The sequence below is a fragment of the Pseudomonas argentinensis genome (assembly GCF_001839655.2).
GTDB lineage: Bacteria > Pseudomonadota > Gammaproteobacteria > Pseudomonadales > Pseudomonadaceae > Aquipseudomonas > Aquipseudomonas argentinensis_B.
This window is the reverse complement of the sequence record NZ_CP056087.1, coordinates 473189-488505: the sequence shown is the minus strand read 5'-3', so window position 1 is coordinate 488505 and position 15317 is coordinate 473189. Positions and strand designations below refer to the sequence as shown.

Here is a 15317-nt window from a genome sequence, read left to right as displayed (position 1 = left end):
GCTGCAAGAAGAAGCTAGAGCACTGCGGACTGCTTCTAACTTGTAGCTTGGGGCTTGCAGCTTGCGGCTGCTTCCGCCACATAGTCGCCTGTCCTTACAGCCCACCCATCAGGGTGTATTTGATTTCTAGGTAATCGTCGATGCCGTAGTGGGAGCCTTCGCGGCCCAGGCCGGACGACTTGATGCCGCCGAAGGGCGCCACTTCGGTGGAGATCAGCCCTTCGTTGATGCCGACCATGCCATATTCCAGCGCCTCGCTCATCCGCCAGGCGCGGCCCAGGTCGCGGGTGTAGCAGTAGGCGGCCAGGCCGAACTCGGTGTCGTTGGCCATGCGGATCGCCTCGGCCTCGTCGCTGAAGCGAAACACCGCCGCCAGGGGGCCGAAGGTTTCGTCGCGGGCGACCTTCATATCGGTAGTCACCTCGCTCAGCACGGTGGGCTGGTAGAAGCCGTGGCCGAGGGCGTGGCGCTCGCCGCCGCACACCAGCCGGGCGCCTTTGCCGAGGGCATCGGCGACGTGATCGGCGACCTTGGCTACGGCCCGGCTGTTGATCAGCGGGCCTTGTTGCGCGCCTTCGGTAAAACCATCGGCGACCTTCAGCTCGGCTACATGCTCGGCCAGGCGGGCGACGAAGGCATCGTGGATGCCGCCCTGCACCAGAAAGCGGTTCACGCATACGCAGGTCTGCCCGGCGTTGCGGTACTTGGCGAGCATGGCGCCGTCGACCGCACGCTCCAGGTCGGCGTCATCGAAGACGATGAACGGTGCGTTGCCGCCCAGTTCCAGCGAGACCTTCTTCAGGGTGCTGGCGCACTGTTGCATCAGCAGCTTGCCGATCGGCGTGGAGCCGGTGAACGACAGCTTGCGCACCTCGGCGCTGGCGCACAGCGCGTTGCCGATGGCCAGCGCATCGCCGGTGATCACGTTGAGCAGGCCTGGGGGCAGCCCGGCTTCTTCGGCCAGCGCGGCCAGGGCCAGGGCCGAGAACGGCGTTTCCGGAGCCGGCTTGACGATGCACGGGCAGCCGGCGGCCAGGGCCGGGCCGACCTTGCGGGTGATCATCGCCGCCGGGAAATTCCACGGCGTGATCGCGGCGACCACACCAATCGGCTCCTTGGTCACCACGATGCGCGCATCGGGCTTGTGGCTGGGAATGGTGTTGCCGTAGATGCGCTTGGCCTCCTCGGCGAACCACTCGATAAAGCTGGCGGCATAGACAATCTCCCCCTTGGCTTCGGCCAGCGGCTTGCCTTGCTCGAGGGTGAGGATTTCGGCCAGCGCGTCGGCGTTTTCCAGCATCAGCGCGTGCCAGCGCTTGAGAATGGCGCTGCGCTCCTTGGCAGTACGTGCCCGCCAGGCCGGCCAGGCGGCATTGGCGGCGACGATGGCGCGTTGCGCTTCGGCGCCGCCCATCTCGGGCACGCGGCCGATTTCCTCGCCAGTGGCGGGGTTGAAGATGGCTTGGGTGGCGCCCTCATCGGCAGCCAGCCACTGGCCGTCGAGGTAGGCGTGCTGGCGAAACAGGCGCGAGGCTTCAGGCGTCATGGTGGCTCCGGAAGAAAACAGGCCGTGCCCGAGGGTGGGTGAGCACGGCCAAAGAAAGGATGTGCAGCGCATCGACCATCCGCCCGTGGCAGCCGATGGTCAGCTCGCTCAGGCAATGCCGGCAGCTCGTAGGGTGGACCGGGACGCGCAGTCAGCGCTTTTTTTGTCCACCATCGCGCGATTGCTGGACGGTGGACGGTGGACGGGTGAAGCGTCGTCCACCCTACAAGGCGTCGCTCAGGCGAACGCCGGCAAAGCGCCGAGCTTGCCGCGGTGATAGATCATCGGCACCGGGGCAACTTCGGGCAGGATCAGGTTCTTCACCGCGCCGACCATGATGGCGTGGTCGCCACCCTCGTATTCGCGCCACAGCTCGCACTCGATGATCGCCGCGGCGTTATTGAGCAGCGGGTTGCCCAGCGCGCTGAGCGTCCAGTCGATACCGGCAGCCTTGTCCTTGCCCTTGCCGGCGAAGGCGTAGGCTTCCTTCTGCTGCTCGGCGGACAGCAGGTGGATGGCGAAGCGCTTGCTGTCGCGCAGCACCGGGTAGGAATCGGAGCTGTAGTTGGGGCAGAACAGCACCAGCGCCGGGTCGATGGACAGCGCGCTGAAGGCGCTGGCGGTGATGCCGACGATGCCGCCATCGGGGCCCAGGGTGGTGACGATGGTCACCCCGGAAGGGAAGGCGGCCATGACGGATTTGTAGAGTCCGGGTTCGATCATTTTGCTTTTCCTCGATGCGCTCAGCGCATCACGAACGGGTCGGGCATGGGCGCTTGCGACAGGTTGATCCACACCGTTTTCAGCTCGGTGTAGGCCAGCACCGAATCGATGCCGCTTTCACGGCCGTAGCCGCTGTTCTTGAAACCGCCGATCGGCGCCATGGCCGATACGGCGCGGTAGGTGTTGACCCAGATGATGCCCGAGCGCACGCCTTTGGCCATGCGGTGGGCGCGCCCTAGGTCGCGGGTCCAGATGCCGGCGGCGAGGCCGAACTGCGAGTCGTTGGCCATGGCCAGGGCGTCGGCTTCGTCCTTGAAACGAATCACCGAGGCGACCGGGCCGAAGACCTCTTCCTGCATGATGGTCATCGAGTGGCGGTCGCATTCGAACAGGGTCGGCTCGTAGTACCAGCCTTCACCGTCGATCTGCGGCCGTTTGCCACCCAGGCGCAGTTTCGCACCTTCGGCCACGGCTGTGGCGACCAGGCCTTCGACCACCGCCAGTTGCTGGGCAGTGGCCATGGGGCCCATCTCGCTGGCGTCGTCCTGCGGGTTGCCGATGCGGATGCACATGGCGCGCTCGACCAGGCGCTCGACGAACGCGTCGTAGATGCTGTCCTGCACCAGCAGGCGCGAGCCGGCCACGCAGCTCTGCCCGGAGGCGGCATAGATGCCGGCGACCACACCATTCACGGCGCTGTCCAGGTCGGCATCGGCGAAGATGATGTTCGGCGACTTGCCGCCCAGCTCCAGCGACAGCTTGGCGAAGTTCTCGGCGCTGGCGCGCACCACATGGCGGGCAGTGGCCGCGCCGCCGGTGAAGGCGATCTTGCGCACCAGCGGGTGGCTGGTCAGCGCCGCGCCGGTGGTCGGGCCGTAGCCGGTGACCACGTTGACCACGCCGGCGGGAAAGCCCGCTTCCAGCGCCAGTCGGGCCAGTTCAAGAATGGTCGCCGAGGCATGTTCCGACGGCTTGAGCACGATGGTGTTGCCGGCGGCCAGGGCCGGGGCGAGCTTGATCGCGGTCAGGTACAGCGGGCTGTTCCAGGGGATGATCCCGGCCACCACGCCAATCGGCTCGTGGGTGGTGTAGGCGAACATGTCCGGCTTGTCGAGGGGCAGGGTGCCGCCTTCGAGCTTGTCGGCCAGGCCCGCGGTGTAGTGGAAGAACTCCGGCAGGTAGCCGACCTGGCCGCGGGTTTCGCGGATCAGCTTGCCGTTGTCGCGGCTCTCCAGCTGGGCCAGGGCTTCCTTGTTGTCGGCGATCAGGTCACCCAGGCGACGCAGCAGTTTGCCCCGCGCAGTGGCGCTGAGGCCGCGCCAGGCCGGGTTGTCGAAGGCCGCCTGGGCGGCTTGCACGGCGCGCTCGACATCCTCGGCGCCGGCATCCGGGAGCACGGCCCAGGCTTGCGCACGAGCCGGGTCGAGGCTTTCGAAGGTGTTGCCCGATTGTGCGTCGACCCACTGGCCGTCAATGCACATCTGATAGCGTGTGAGTGTCATGCGACGATCCCCTTGGCGGTGTCTTGCAGCTGGCAGGCTTGCTCGAGAAACTCCAGCAGCATCTGGTTGACCAGGCGCGGCGATTCTACCGGCATCATATGCCGTTGCTCGGCCAGCACCACAGCGCGCGCGCCCGCGATGCGCTGCGCCAGCTGTTTGGCCATCTGCGGCGTCGAGCCCGGGTCCAGTTCGCCAGTGGCGATCAGCGTGGGCACCTGGATCTCGGCCAGGTCGTCGGCGCGGTACATGTCCTGGGTGGCGAACAGCGTATAGGTGGTCAGGTAACCCTGGGCATCGTTGCCGGCCAGGGTCTGGCGAATGGCGGCGATCTGCGCGGGGTTGGCGGCCTGGTACTCACGGCTGAACCAGCGCGACAGCGCCGCTTCGGCGTTGGCGTCCGGGCCATGTTCGGCGGCCTGGGCAGTACGCTCGATGACCCCGGCGCGCTGCTCGGGGCTGCGGTTGAACACGCTGTTGAGCACCACCAGGGCGGCGATGCGCTGCGGGTAATGCAGCGCGAAGGCACGAGCCACCAGGCCGCCCATGGAGAAACCGATCACCATGGCCTGCGCCAGGCCAAGGTGGTCGAGCAGTTCGCGCAGCTGGTCGGCGTAACCGGCCAGGTCGGTGTCCACGGCCGGGCGCGGGCTGTCGCCATGGCCGAGCATGTCGTAGACGATGACCTGGAAATGCTGGGCCAGGCCGACGACCTGGCCGCCCCACATGTCTTTGTTCAGGCCCACGCCGTGGATCAATACCACGGGTTGGCCCTGGCCGATCACCCGGTAACTGGTGCCGGCGGGGGTACGTTCAGCGAGGTGCCGAATCATGGCCTGCTCCCGATTACCGCGCCTTCTCGGCCGCCAGTTCTTCCAGATCGATGTAGCGGTTGCCGATACGCGGGTGCAGACGGCCACCGTTGGCAGCGCCCAGTACCACGACGATCTCGTCGGCGCGCGGGGCGTCTTCGATCTGCATCTCCAGGGTGATGTAGTGCGAACGCAGGCCTTCGTCGTCCTTGTGCATCATCGGGATCTGGATCGAAGTGCCCGGGCCGCCACGCTTGTTGGTGAACGACAGGTAGCTCTTGGCCTGCACCGCCTCGCGGTAGTGGTTGCCGAAACGCAGGGTGTGGATAACCGCCGAAGCATGTTCGATTTCGCCATCGGCACCGACCACGGCAGCCTTGCCGTAGGCTTCGATCCTGTCGGCGCCGCCGATGGCAGCGGTCAGGCGCGCGACCATCAGCTCGCCCAGTGCGGAGCAGTTGGCCTTGATCTGCGGCTTGAGGTCTTCGACAAAGCCGTTGCCGATCCACGGGTTCCTGATCACCACGGCCAGGCCGACCATGGTGACCGGCTTGTCGGTCGCCTTGCCGCCTTCGATCAGGGTTTCTTCTATGTAGCTGACGATCTTGCGAATCTCGAAACTCATGGCAGCTCCTCGGCTGGTTGGTGTTGGGTATTATGGTATACCAGAATACAGAATATGCAAACCTTGCCGAATCCCAGGCACGACGGTGCCTTGACGGCCTGCCTGGAGGGTTGAGCAGCCTGAAAAGTGGGCAATTGGAGAGGGCTTTACAGGCAGGTGACGGGGCCGAGTGACGCCCGAAGCCGACGGCAGCGGCGGCTATCGATGCCGCCAGGATGACGCACCGCTCCGTTTATCCCATGGGCGTCGCCGGTCTCAGCACCAGCCGTGGCTGGCACAAGCCACTGCATCGTGGGCGTGCAGGCTTTCGGCGTGGGTCACCTGGATATGGAAGGCGGTGATCTCCGGCATCGCCCGCAGCGCCTGGTGCAGGCGGCGGGCAGCGTCCTCGCAGAACATCAGGTTCTGGCCGTTGGCCAGGGCGAAGGCCTGTTCGTCAGCACGTTTGACGGCAGTCTGGACGGCGGTGCCCAGGGCGGCTTCGGCGCCATCGAGCAGCGCCAGGAAGGGCAGGGCGCTGGTGTCCGCGGGCAGGCGCACGCGAATGTGCGCGTCGCTGCGCTGGCTATGGGGCGTGGCGACGATGCCCGGGCCGCCCAGCCAGGCATGCAGGGCGTCGAAATCCAGCGGGCGATCCGCGAAGTCAGCGGCGAAGCGCTGCTGGATCAACTGCCGGGCCAGGGCGGCCGAGCAGGGGCAGGTCGATGAATAGCCCAGGTGCAGGCCCAGCTGTAGATGAAAACCGGCCGGGTCGAGGCGAGCCCTGAGGGTCAGCGGGTAGGCCTTGTAACCGGCAAGCGGACTGACCAGCGCCGGACGCTCGATCAGCCAGTCGCCGCGCAGTTCCAGGTAGGCGCAGTACGAGAGGCCGTGGTGGCTGTGCAGGAAATCCTCCAGCACCTCGCGCAACACCGCAGGCGACAGCGGCTCGCGCTGCAGCGCGGCCAGGGCCAGGTAAAGACGCGACATGTGGATGCCGCGGGTCTGCCCGTCGTCGAGGCTGACCCCGGCATCTACCTGCGCATCCAGCGGCTGCTCGCCCAGCCGCACCGGCAGGGCGATGCCGCGCATGCCCACCCAGTCGAGGGGTGCGGTTGAGTGAGCGCTGCGTTGTGCGGCGATATCGGGCAGCGTGATCTGGCGATTCATCGGCATCCTCTTTGTGATCGGCATGACAAACGGTGATTTAATGTTATGTTATAACAATTGAATATCCGTGAGCCCACCATGACGTCCGATGAATTGCTGGCCCAGCCAGCCGAGGCCTACATGAACGATGCCCAGCAGGCGTTCTTTCGCGACCTGCTGACCCGCCAGCGCGAGGACCTGCAGCAGCGCATCGACGAGGAGTTCGGCGAATTGCGCGAGCAGGAGCGACCCGCCGACGAGGCCGACATCGCCAGCCGCGAAGAGCAGCGCCAGTGGCAACTGCGCTTGCTGGAGCGGGAAAAGAAGCTGCTCGACAAGATCGACCAGGCTCTCGAACGCCTGGCCCGCGGCGAATACGGCTGGTGCCGCGAGACTGGCGAGCCGATCGGCCTGCGTCGTCTGCTGCTGCGGCCCACCGCCACCCTGTGTATCGAAGCCAAAGAGCGCGAAGAACAGCGCGAACGCCACCAACGTGACCTGTGAACCCTGATGCCCGATGAGGACCCCGCCATGCCCGACCGTCTTCCCGTTACCGTGCTTTCCGGCTTTCTCGGTGCCGGCAAGAGCACCCTGCTCAACCATGTGCTGAAGAACCGCGACGGCCTGCGCGTCGCGGTGATCGTCAACGACATGAGCGAAATCAACATCGACGGCAGCGAGGTGCAGAAGGGCGTGAGCCTCAACCGCGCCGAAGAAAAACTGGTGGAGATGAGCAACGGCTGCATCTGCTGCACCCTGCGCGAAGACCTGCTCGAGGAGGTCAGCAAGCTGGCCCGCGACGGCCGCTTCGACTACCTGCTGATCGAGTCCACGGGTATTTCCGAGCCGCTGCCGGTGGCCGAGACCTTCACCTTTCGCGACGAGCAGGGCCAGAGCCTGGCCGATCTGGCGCGCCTGGATACCCTGGTCACGGTGGTCGACGGGGTGAATTTCCTGCCCGACTTCCAGGCCGCGCAGAGCCTTGCCAGCCGCGGTGAAACCCTTGGTGAAGAGGACGAGCGCTCGATCACCGACCTGCTGATCGAACAGGTCGAGTTCGCCGACGTGCTGCTGATCAGCAAGATCGACCTGATCAGCAGGGCCGAGCGCGAGGAGCTGAGCGCCATCCTGCGGCGCCTCAATACCCGCGCCAGGATCGTGCCGATGAGCATGGGCGCGGTACCGCTGGAGGCCATTCTCGACACCGGCCTGTTCGACTTCGAACGCGCCGCCGAGTCACCCGGCTGGCTCAAGGAACTGCGCGGCGAGCATGTGCCGGAAACCGAGGCTTACGGCATCGCCTCCAGCGCCTACCGGGCGCGGCGGCCGTTCCACCCGCAGCGCTTCTTCGATTTCCTCAGCCGCGAGTGGAGCAATGGCCGGCTGCTGCGCTCCAAGGGCTTCTTCTGGCTCGCCAGCAAGTACCAGGAGGCGGGCAGCTGGTCCCAGGCCGGCGGCCTGATGCGCCACGGCCTGGCCGGACGCTGGTGGCGCTTCGTGCCGAAGAGCCAGTGGCCCCAGGACGAAGACGAACTCAAGGGCATCATTCACCAGTGGGACAAGGCCAGCGGTGACTGCCGCCAGGAGCTGGTGTTCATCGGCCAGCACATCGACTTCGCCCGGCTGCACGCCGAGCTGGACGCCTGCCTGCTCAGCGATGCGGAAATGGCCGCCGGCGCCGAGACCTGGCTGCGCCTGCCCGACCCGTTCGGCCCCTGGCAGGAGGCCGCCTGATGCTGGCGTTCAAGGTAAAACCGGCGCCGCAGCAGGTCGGCAACGCGCGTATCGAGGTACTCGGCGAGGCCCTGCGCGATGAGGTCAACCTGGCGGTCTGGCAGCGCCAACTGCCCGAACACCTCGCCGCATTCGCCGGCGCCTTGCTGGCCCAGGGCGAGCCGCTGGCCGAATCCCTGAGCATCGAGCTGGCCGATCCGCAAGCCGAGCCCAATTTGCACGGGCTGCTCAGCGGCTACAGCGACCTGCCCGGCCAGGCGGCGTTTCTCGCCGACGTCGCCTGGCTGGTACGCGCCTATGCCTGCCTGCTCGATGCGCGACGTATCGGCCTGCGTCTGCGGGCGCTGGATGGCGCCATGTGCCCGCGCTTTCACGTCGATCATGTGCCGCTCCGGCTGATCACCAGCTACGCCGGCCCCGGCAGCCAGTGGCTGCGCGAAGGTGCGCTGTCACGCCAGCACCTCGGCGGTCCCCAGGCGCAGCCCGACGAACAGGCCGTGGTCGAGCAGATCGGCTGTGGGCACGTCGCGTTGGTCAAGGGTGAGCGCTGGATTGGCAATGAAGGGCGCGGTCTGGTTCACCGCTCGCCTGCGCTGCCCGCTGGCGAGCGCCGCCTGCTGCTGACCCTGGACTGGCTGGCCTGAATGGTAGGCAAAAAAATGCTGCGCCTGAGCGCAGCAACATCGCCACCGGGCCTGTCCGGCAGCCAAGAGAGGTTGTATTAACGCCGATAGAGATGACGATTGAATGACGGCCTAGGACCTGTTCACGATCTGTATGTGCATGAAGCGGCAGCTACAAGGCAGAAGCGGACATCGAGCTTCAAGCCGCAAGCCTCAAGCTGCAAGAAGAAGCTAGAGCACTGCGGGCTGCTTCTAACCTGTAGCTTGGGGCTTGCAGCTTGCGGCTGCTTCCGCCCCTTAGCTGCCAAAATCGGCGAACCTGGGCTTAAAGATCGTGAACAGGCTCTTAGTAGGCCATCCACACGCCCTTGCTCTGGCTTTCGCAGAAGGGCTTGAGGTAGGCGGCGTCCTCGGCCACGCCGTAGTAATGGATATCCTGCTGGTAGGGCGTGCCGCCGACCCGGGCGTTGCGGCACACGCCGAAGGCGCCGACCGGGCACTGCTCGACGAAGCTGACGTCGACCTTCTGGCCCTTGAGCTGCGGCTGGCAGAAACCGCTGCGGAACAGGTTCGGCGGGATGCTGCGGTTCTGCTGACAGACCTTCACGTCCAGGCGCTCGGCCTGGCTATGCACCACGCAGGCTTCGCCCCAGGCCAGGCCGGACAAACCACACAACAGCAGGGGCAGCAAACGGCGCATCGTTACGACTCCACTCGAGATGCGGCAGACTTTAGGTCTGCCGCTCGATCAGCGCAAGCCGGGCTTTTCCCCGCGTCGCCGAGCCTTCACCATAGCGCCATGCTCGAACAGATACCCACCCACCTGATCGCCGGCCCGCTGGGCGCCGGCAAGACCAGCCTGATCCGTCAGCTGCTGGCCCAGCGCCCTGCCCACGAGCGCTGGGCGGTGCTGATCAACGAATTCGGCCAGATCGGCCTGGACGCCGCCCTGCTGGCCCGCGATGAAGAGGGGCTGAGCTTCAGCGAGGTGGCCGGTGGCTGCCTGTGCTGCGTCAATGGCGCGCCCTTCCAGGTCGGCCTGGGCCGATTGCTGCGCAAGGCCAAACCGCATCGGCTGTTTATCGAACCGTCCGGTTTGGGCCATCCCCTGGCGCTACTGGAGCAACTGCGCCAGGCGCCCTGGGAAGGCGCACTCGCCGTGCAGCCGCTGCTGATGGTCCTCGACGCTGCGGCGCTGGCTGCCGGTCAGCCGCTCGCCGACACCCAGCGTGACGCCCTGGCTCACGCCGGGCTGCTGGTGCTGAACAAGAGCGAGGGGCTGGATCAGCCGACACGTTCGCGGCTTGGATCGGGCTTTCAACAAGCCTGCTACTGGACGAGCCAGGGCGCCTTGCCCTTCAGCCAGTTGCCAAAGGCCTCTGCGGCGGCTGCTGGCGCGACTGGCAGCGCCCTTCCAGACGGCCCACCGCCGCCTGCGGTGGTGTGGCGCCGTGCCGATGAGCCGATCTGCCTGATTCAGGATCAGCCCGAAGGCTGGAGCATGGGGTGGCGCTGGCACCCCAGCCAGCGCTTCGACTTGCTGGCCATCCAGCAATGGTTGGCGACCCTGCCCTGGCGGCGCGCCAAGCTGGTGGTGCAGACCAGTGCCGGCTGGCTGTCGGCCAATGCCCTGGAAGGCCAGGCGTTGCACTGGCAGAACAGCGAGTGGCGCAAGGATTCGCGGCTGGAGTTGATCTTTGCCGGCGCTCGGGACGAGGCGGCGCTGCAGGCCGGCATGGCGGCCTGCCGACTGTAAGAACTGTTGGCGATCTTTTTAGGCGAAATAAAGAGGCTGCTGCAAGGCAAAAGCGGACATCGAGCTTCAAGCTGCAAGAAGAAGCTAGAGCACTGCGGACTGCTTTTAACTTGTAGCTTGGGGCTTGCAGCTTGCGGCTGCTTCCACCACTTTGCAGTCAAAGCGCTGAAGTCGAGCCGAAAGATCGTGAGCAGGCTCCAAGAGGGCGCCGCTTAGGGCGCCCGATCATTTCAGTCCGTGGTGATCCGCGAGTGGGTGCGGGTGTCCTTCATGGTGATGTACACCAGCAGCGAGCAGGCGATGCAGCCGGTCACGTACCAGTAGAAGCCGCTCTCCATGCCCACGCTCTTGAACCACAGCGCCACGTACTCGGCGGTGCCGCCGAAGATCGACACGGTCAGCGCGTACGGCAGGCCGACGCCCAGGGCGCGGATCTCGGTGGGGAACAGTTCGGCCTTCACCACCGCGTTGATCGAGGTGTAGCCGCTGACGATGATCAGCGCCGCCATGATCAGGAAGAACGCGCCCCACCAGCTCTGCACGGTGTGCAGGGTGGTCAGGATCGGGTAGGTGAACAGCGTACCCAGCACGCCGAAGGCGATCAGGATCGGGCGCCGGCCGATCTTGTCGGACAGCGCGCCGACCAGCGGCTGCAGCAGCATGAACAGGAACAGCGTGGCGGCCGAGATCATGGTCGAGTCGTTCTTGCTCATGCCCACGGTGTTGACCAGGTACTTCTGCATGTAGGTGGTGTAGGTGTAGAAGGCCAGGGTGCCGCCCATGGTCAGGCCGACCACGGTGAGCAGCTCCTTGGGATGGCGCAGCAGGGTGCGCATGATATTTTCCTTCGGCGCCTCGGTCTTCTTGAACGAGTCGGTCTCCTCCATGCCGCGACGCAGGTACATGGCCACTACCGCGCACAGTGCACCGATCACGAAGGGTACGCGCCAGCCCCAGGTTTCCAGCTGCTCGACGGTCAGGGTCTGCTGCAGGATGATCAGCACCGCCAGGGCGATGAGCTGGCCGGAGATCAGCGTCACGTACTGGAAGCTGGAGAAGAAGCCGCGGCGTTCCTTGGAGGCCATCTCCGACAGGTAGGTGGCCGAGGTGCCGTATTCGCCGCCGACCGACAGGCCCTGCAGCAGGCGCGCGACCACCAGCAACACCGGCGCGGCGACGCCGATGGTTTCGTAGCTGGGGGTCAGGGCGATGATCAGCGAGCCGAAGCACATCAGCAGCACCGAGGCCAGCAGCGCCGCCTTGCGGCCCTTGCGGTCGGCATAGATACCCATCAGCCAGCCGCCGATCGGGCGCATCAGGAAGCCCACGGCGAAGATCGCGGCGGTATTGAGCAGCTGGGCGGTCAGGTCGCCTTGCGGGAAGAAGGCCTTGGCGAAGTACAGCGAGAAGGCGGCGTAGACGTACCAGTCGTACCACTCGACCAGATTGCCGACGGAGCCGCTGAAAATCGATTTGATGCGCTGGGACGTGGTGCGCGTAGGCGCAGAGGCAGACAGCGTGCTGGTGCTTTCCATCAGGGGGAACCTCGTATCGTCATTATTCTTGTACGCCGGTGCAGGCGCTGGCCGGGTCATTGCAGAAGCTGTGCCAGGCGCTGAGAGGCCCGCCCTGTGGGCACTGTGACGAAATGGGGAAGGTGGTTTCTAGCGAAAATCCGCTAGCGCTGCAGGTGGGCTAGCGGAATCTTGCCAGGCGGCTCAACCGGCGCCGGTTACTTCGCTATCGAGAAAGTCGGTACGCAGCAGACCGTGGCGCTGCATCTTCTCGTTGAGGGTGCGGCGCGGCAGTTGCAGCAGTTCGGTGACCAGCTTCATGTCACCGTGGCAACTGGCCAGGGCCTCGCGCAGGCACTGCGCTTCGAAGGCCTCCATACGCGCGCTGAGGGAGTTGTCCACCGCGGCTGGCTGAACGCCCGAGCCGGACAGCGCCAGCACATGGCGTTCGGCGGCGTTGACCAGCTCGCGCACGTTGCCAGGCCAGTCGTGGGCCAGCAAATGGGCCAGCAGCGCCGGGGTGATCGGCGGCAGCGGGCGTTCGAAGCGTTCGGCGATCTGCCGGGCATGGTGCTCGAACAGCTGCGGCACGTCCTCGCGGTGTTCGCGCAGCGCCGGCAACTGCAGCTCGGCGACGTTGAGGCGATAGAGCAGATCCTGGCGGAAGGTGCCTTCGCGCACGCGCTCGTGCAGGTCCGGCTTGGTGGCGGTGACCACCCGCAGGTCGAGGCTGATCACCTGGTTGGAGCCGAGCCGTTCCAGCTGGCGCTCCTGCAGCACGCGCAAGAGCTTGACCTGCTGGCCCAGGGGCATGCTTTCGATCTCGTCGAGAAACAGGGTGCCGCCGTTGGCGTGTTCGATCTTGCCGATGCGCTTGCCCTGGGCCCCGGTAAAGGCGCCGCTTTCGTGGCCGAACAGTTCGCTCTCGAACAGGTGCTCCGGAATGGCTGCGCAATTCAGCGCCACGAAGGGGCCCTTGGCGCGCGGGCCGAAGTCGTGCAGGCAGCGGGCGACCAGCTCCTTGCCGCTGCCGGTCTCGCCGCGCATCAGCACGTTGGCCGGCGTGTGCGCCAGCTCCAGCACCTGGCGGCGCAATTGCACCATGGTGGCGGACGAGCCGAGCAGGCGCCCGGCGAGTTCGTCCTTGTGCTCGACCTGCTGGCGCAGCTGGCGGTTCTCCCGGGTCAGCTGGCGTTTCTCCAGGGCGCGACTCAGGCTGCCGAGCAGGCGCTCGGGGGTAAAGGGTTTCTCGATGAAGTCGTAGGCGCCCAGGCGCATGGCCTCCACCGCCTGGGGCACGTCGCCGTGGGCCGAGACCAGCAGGAACGGCAGCTCGGGGTCGCGGCCCTGCACCTGTTCGAGCAGCGCCATGCCATCCATGCCCGGCATGCGCAGGTCGCTGACCACCACGCCGGGATAATCCTCGGGCAGGCGCTCCAGGCATTCGCGGCCGCTGGCGCACAGCAGCACCTCGAAGCCGGAGCGCTCCAGCCACTGGCGCACGGCGTCGCGGATCGGCGCCTCGTCGTCGACGAATATCACGCTGGGTTTCATGGCAGCTCCTGGGGGGCGGTGGCGGCAGGCAGGCGCAGGGTGAAGCGTGCGCCGCCTTCGGGGCGGTTGGCAGCCCGCAGGTCGCCATCCAATTCACGGACGATGGCGTAGGACACCGCCAAGCCGAGGCCCAGGCCATCGCCCACGGGTTTGGTGGTGAAGAAGGGGTCGAACAGGTGGGGCAGGGCCTCGGCGGCGATACCGCTGCCGATGTCGTCGATATGCAGCAGCCAGTGCCCATCAGCGAGCAGCAACTCGATGATCAGGTGCGGCGCAGGGTGATGCTGCATGGCATCCAGTGCATTGCGGATCAGGTTGACCAGCACCTGCTCCAGGCGGATTGCATCACCAGCCACCCAGGCCGGTTGCTCGGGTGTGCGCTGAATCGTTACCTCGACATCGCGCAGGCGCGGCTCCAGCAGCTGCAGGGCCTTGTCGAGCACGGCGCCCAGCTCCAGGGTTTCGCGCAGGCCACCGGGGCTCTTACGGGCGTATGTTTTCAGGTGGCCGGCCAGCGCCGCCATGCGCTGCAGCAGTTCCTCATGGCGCACCAGGGACTGGCGCGCCTCCTCCAGCTCGCCGTCGGCGAGGATCATCCGCAGGGTGCCGAGGTGCACTTGCAGGGCCGTGAGCGGCTGGTTGATCTCGTGGGCCAGGGCCGCCGACATCTGCCCCAGTGCGGCCAGCTTGGCAGCCTGGACCAGGCCATCCTGAGCGGTGCGCAAGGCGGCGGTGCGCTGTTCGACCAGTGCCTGCAGCTCGTCGGCGGTGCGTTGGCGCAGGCGTGCGATGCGCCAGCGCTGGTGCAGCACCAGGCCCAGCAGAAACAGCGCCAGCCAGGCACCGCCAGCGGCCAGGGCGGCGGTGTAGCTGCTGCCGGCCAGGCTGCGAGTGTCGAGCAGCAGGTGCAGCGTCCAGTCTTCACTGGCCAGCTCGCGGGTTTCCCACAGGTAGTCGCCGGCCAGCTCGCGGTCGCTGACACGTACCAGGCGACCGTCATCGGCCAGGGATTGGCGCTGTTGATAACGCAGGGGCGCCAGCGGCTTCCTGTCGTACTGGCGGGTGGCGGCAAGGGTTTCACGCACCGCCGCGGAGATCGGCTGCAGCTCGCGGTAGCGCCAGGCCGGGCGGTTGGCGATAAAGGTGATGCCCTGGCGGTCGCTGACCAGCAGCACGTGTGGGCTCTGGCTCCAGGCCTGCTCGATGCCGGGAAACTCCAGCTTGACCACCACGGTGCCGAGAAACCGCCCGCGGCCATCGCGCACGGCATGGGACAGGAAGTAGCCAGGAATGCCACTGGTCACGCCCACGGCATAGAAACGCCCGGTGTCGTGTTCGCGGGCTTCGCTGAAGTAGGGGCGAAAGCTGTAGTCGTGGCCGACGTAGCTGGTCGGCAGGCGCCAGTTGCTGGCTGCGACGCCCAGGCCGTCGGCGTTCATCACCTGCAGCGTGGAGGAGTGCGCGGCGGCATTGATGGCTTCGAGCTTGAGGTTCAGGCGGTGTTGCAGCACCGGGGTAAGTGGGCTTTGCAGCGCTTCCACAAGCTCCGGGTCGAGCGCCAGCACGGCAGGTAGGGCGCGATAGCGGTCGATCAGCGTCTGCAGCGTACCGGCGTAGGCCGCCAGTTGTTCCTGCGCCTGGCTGCTGGCTTCGGCGAGGCGCTGGCGCTCGGCCTGGCGTTCGGCCAGGTAGGCACTCAGACACAGCCCGGCCAGCAACAGGGCGGTCAGCAGGGCGATGCGCAGGGGGCGGGATGACATCAATGCGGGTCAGCCAAGGCAGGTAGGCGGCCGACGATAGCAC

14 protein-coding genes are annotated in these 15317 nt (G+C 66.4%); 4 read left to right on the top strand and 10 right to left on the bottom strand.

From position 1 onward, the window contains the following. Positions 1-94: 94 nt before the first annotated feature. The 6 genes from SA190iCDA_RS02255 to folE2 form a co-directional block, all read right to left on the bottom strand. Positions 95-1546, bottom strand: coding sequence for an NAD-dependent succinate-semialdehyde dehydrogenase (locus SA190iCDA_RS02255; RefSeq protein ID WP_070884788.1), 1452 nt, complete (start codon positions 1544-1546; stop codon positions 95-97). A 237-nt stretch (positions 1547-1783) separates the two neighbouring features. Continuing rightward, positions 1784-2269 (bottom strand): flavin reductase family protein, encoded by a 486-nt coding sequence (locus tag SA190iCDA_RS02250; protein WP_070884787.1) that lies wholly within the window; start codon positions 2267-2269, stop codon positions 1784-1786. Between the two features lie 20 nt (positions 2270-2289). Then, positions 2290-3771: an aldehyde dehydrogenase gene (locus SA190iCDA_RS02245; RefSeq protein WP_070884786.1), complete on the bottom strand. Its 1482-nt coding sequence runs from the start codon at positions 3769-3771 to the stop codon at positions 2290-2292. Then, complete coding sequence (locus SA190iCDA_RS02240; RefSeq protein ID WP_070884785.1) at positions 3768-4601, bottom strand: alpha/beta fold hydrolase; 834 nt, start codon at positions 4599-4601, stop codon at positions 3768-3770. The genes SA190iCDA_RS02245 and SA190iCDA_RS02240 overlap by 4 nt, the downstream gene beginning before the upstream one ends. A gap of 13 nt (positions 4602-4614) precedes the next feature. Further along, a complete protein-coding gene (locus SA190iCDA_RS02235; protein WP_070884784.1) occupies positions 4615-5205 on the bottom strand; it encodes an amino acid synthesis family protein in 591 nt (196 codons plus the stop codon). A gap of 255 nt (positions 5206-5460) precedes the next feature. Further along, positions 5461-6354: a GTP cyclohydrolase FolE2 gene (gene folE2 / locus SA190iCDA_RS02230; protein ID WP_070884783.1), complete on the bottom strand. Its 894-nt coding sequence runs from the start codon at positions 6352-6354 to the stop codon at positions 5461-5463. A 78-nt stretch (positions 6355-6432) separates the two neighbouring features. Here folE2 and dksA point away from each other — a divergent pair, with 78 nt between their 5' ends. The 3 genes from dksA to SA190iCDA_RS02215 are packed head-to-tail and all read left to right on the top strand — an operon-like array spanning position 6433 to position 8711. Continuing rightward, positions 6433-6837 carry an RNA polymerase-binding protein DksA gene (gene dksA / locus SA190iCDA_RS02225; RefSeq protein WP_070884782.1) on the top strand — a complete coding sequence of 135 codons (405 nt, stop codon included), beginning with the start codon at positions 6433-6435 and terminating at the stop codon, positions 6835-6837. 27 nt (positions 6838-6864) lie between these two features. Continuing rightward, the gene (gene zigA, locus SA190iCDA_RS02220) at positions 6865-8067 is read left to right on the top strand and encodes a zinc metallochaperone GTPase ZigA (RefSeq protein ID WP_070884781.1); all 1203 of its coding nucleotides are present in this window, start codon (positions 6865-6867) and stop codon (positions 8065-8067) included. Continuing rightward, positions 8067-8711: a DUF1826 domain-containing protein gene (locus SA190iCDA_RS02215; RefSeq protein ID WP_070884780.1), complete on the top strand. Its 645-nt coding sequence runs from the start codon at positions 8067-8069 to the stop codon at positions 8709-8711. Before zigA ends, SA190iCDA_RS02215 begins: the two co-directional genes overlap by 1 nt. 325 nt (positions 8712-9036) lie before the next feature. On the opposite strand, the gene SA190iCDA_RS02210 is transcribed toward SA190iCDA_RS02215, so the two are convergent. Continuing rightward, a complete protein-coding gene (locus SA190iCDA_RS02210; RefSeq protein WP_070884779.1) occupies positions 9037-9390 on the bottom strand; it encodes an NADH:ubiquinone oxidoreductase in 354 nt (117 codons plus the stop codon). A gap of 99 nt (positions 9391-9489) precedes the next feature. Between SA190iCDA_RS02210 and SA190iCDA_RS02205 the strand changes: the two genes are divergently transcribed. After that, the gene (locus SA190iCDA_RS02205; RefSeq protein ID WP_070884778.1) at positions 9490-10446 is read left to right on the top strand and encodes a CobW family GTP-binding protein; all 957 of its coding nucleotides are present in this window, start codon (positions 9490-9492) and stop codon (positions 10444-10446) included. Positions 10447-10676: 230 nt separating this feature from the next. Here the strand turns inward: SA190iCDA_RS02205 and SA190iCDA_RS02200 are convergent, their stop codons facing one another. The 3 genes from SA190iCDA_RS02200 to SA190iCDA_RS02190 form a co-directional block, all read right to left on the bottom strand. Beyond that, positions 10677-11981, bottom strand: coding sequence for an MFS transporter (locus tag SA190iCDA_RS02200; protein ID WP_070884777.1), 1305 nt, complete (start codon positions 11979-11981; stop codon positions 10677-10679). Between the two features lie 183 nt (positions 11982-12164). Further along, positions 12165-13514, bottom strand: coding sequence for a sigma-54-dependent transcriptional regulator (locus tag SA190iCDA_RS02195; protein WP_070884776.1), 1350 nt, complete (start codon positions 13512-13514; stop codon positions 12165-12167). Next, entirely contained in the window at positions 13511-15274 is a 1764-nt protein-coding gene (locus SA190iCDA_RS02190; RefSeq protein WP_070884775.1) for an ATP-binding protein, read from the bottom strand. Before SA190iCDA_RS02190 ends, SA190iCDA_RS02195 begins: the two co-directional genes overlap by 4 nt. Positions 15275-15317: the final 43 nt, after the last annotated feature.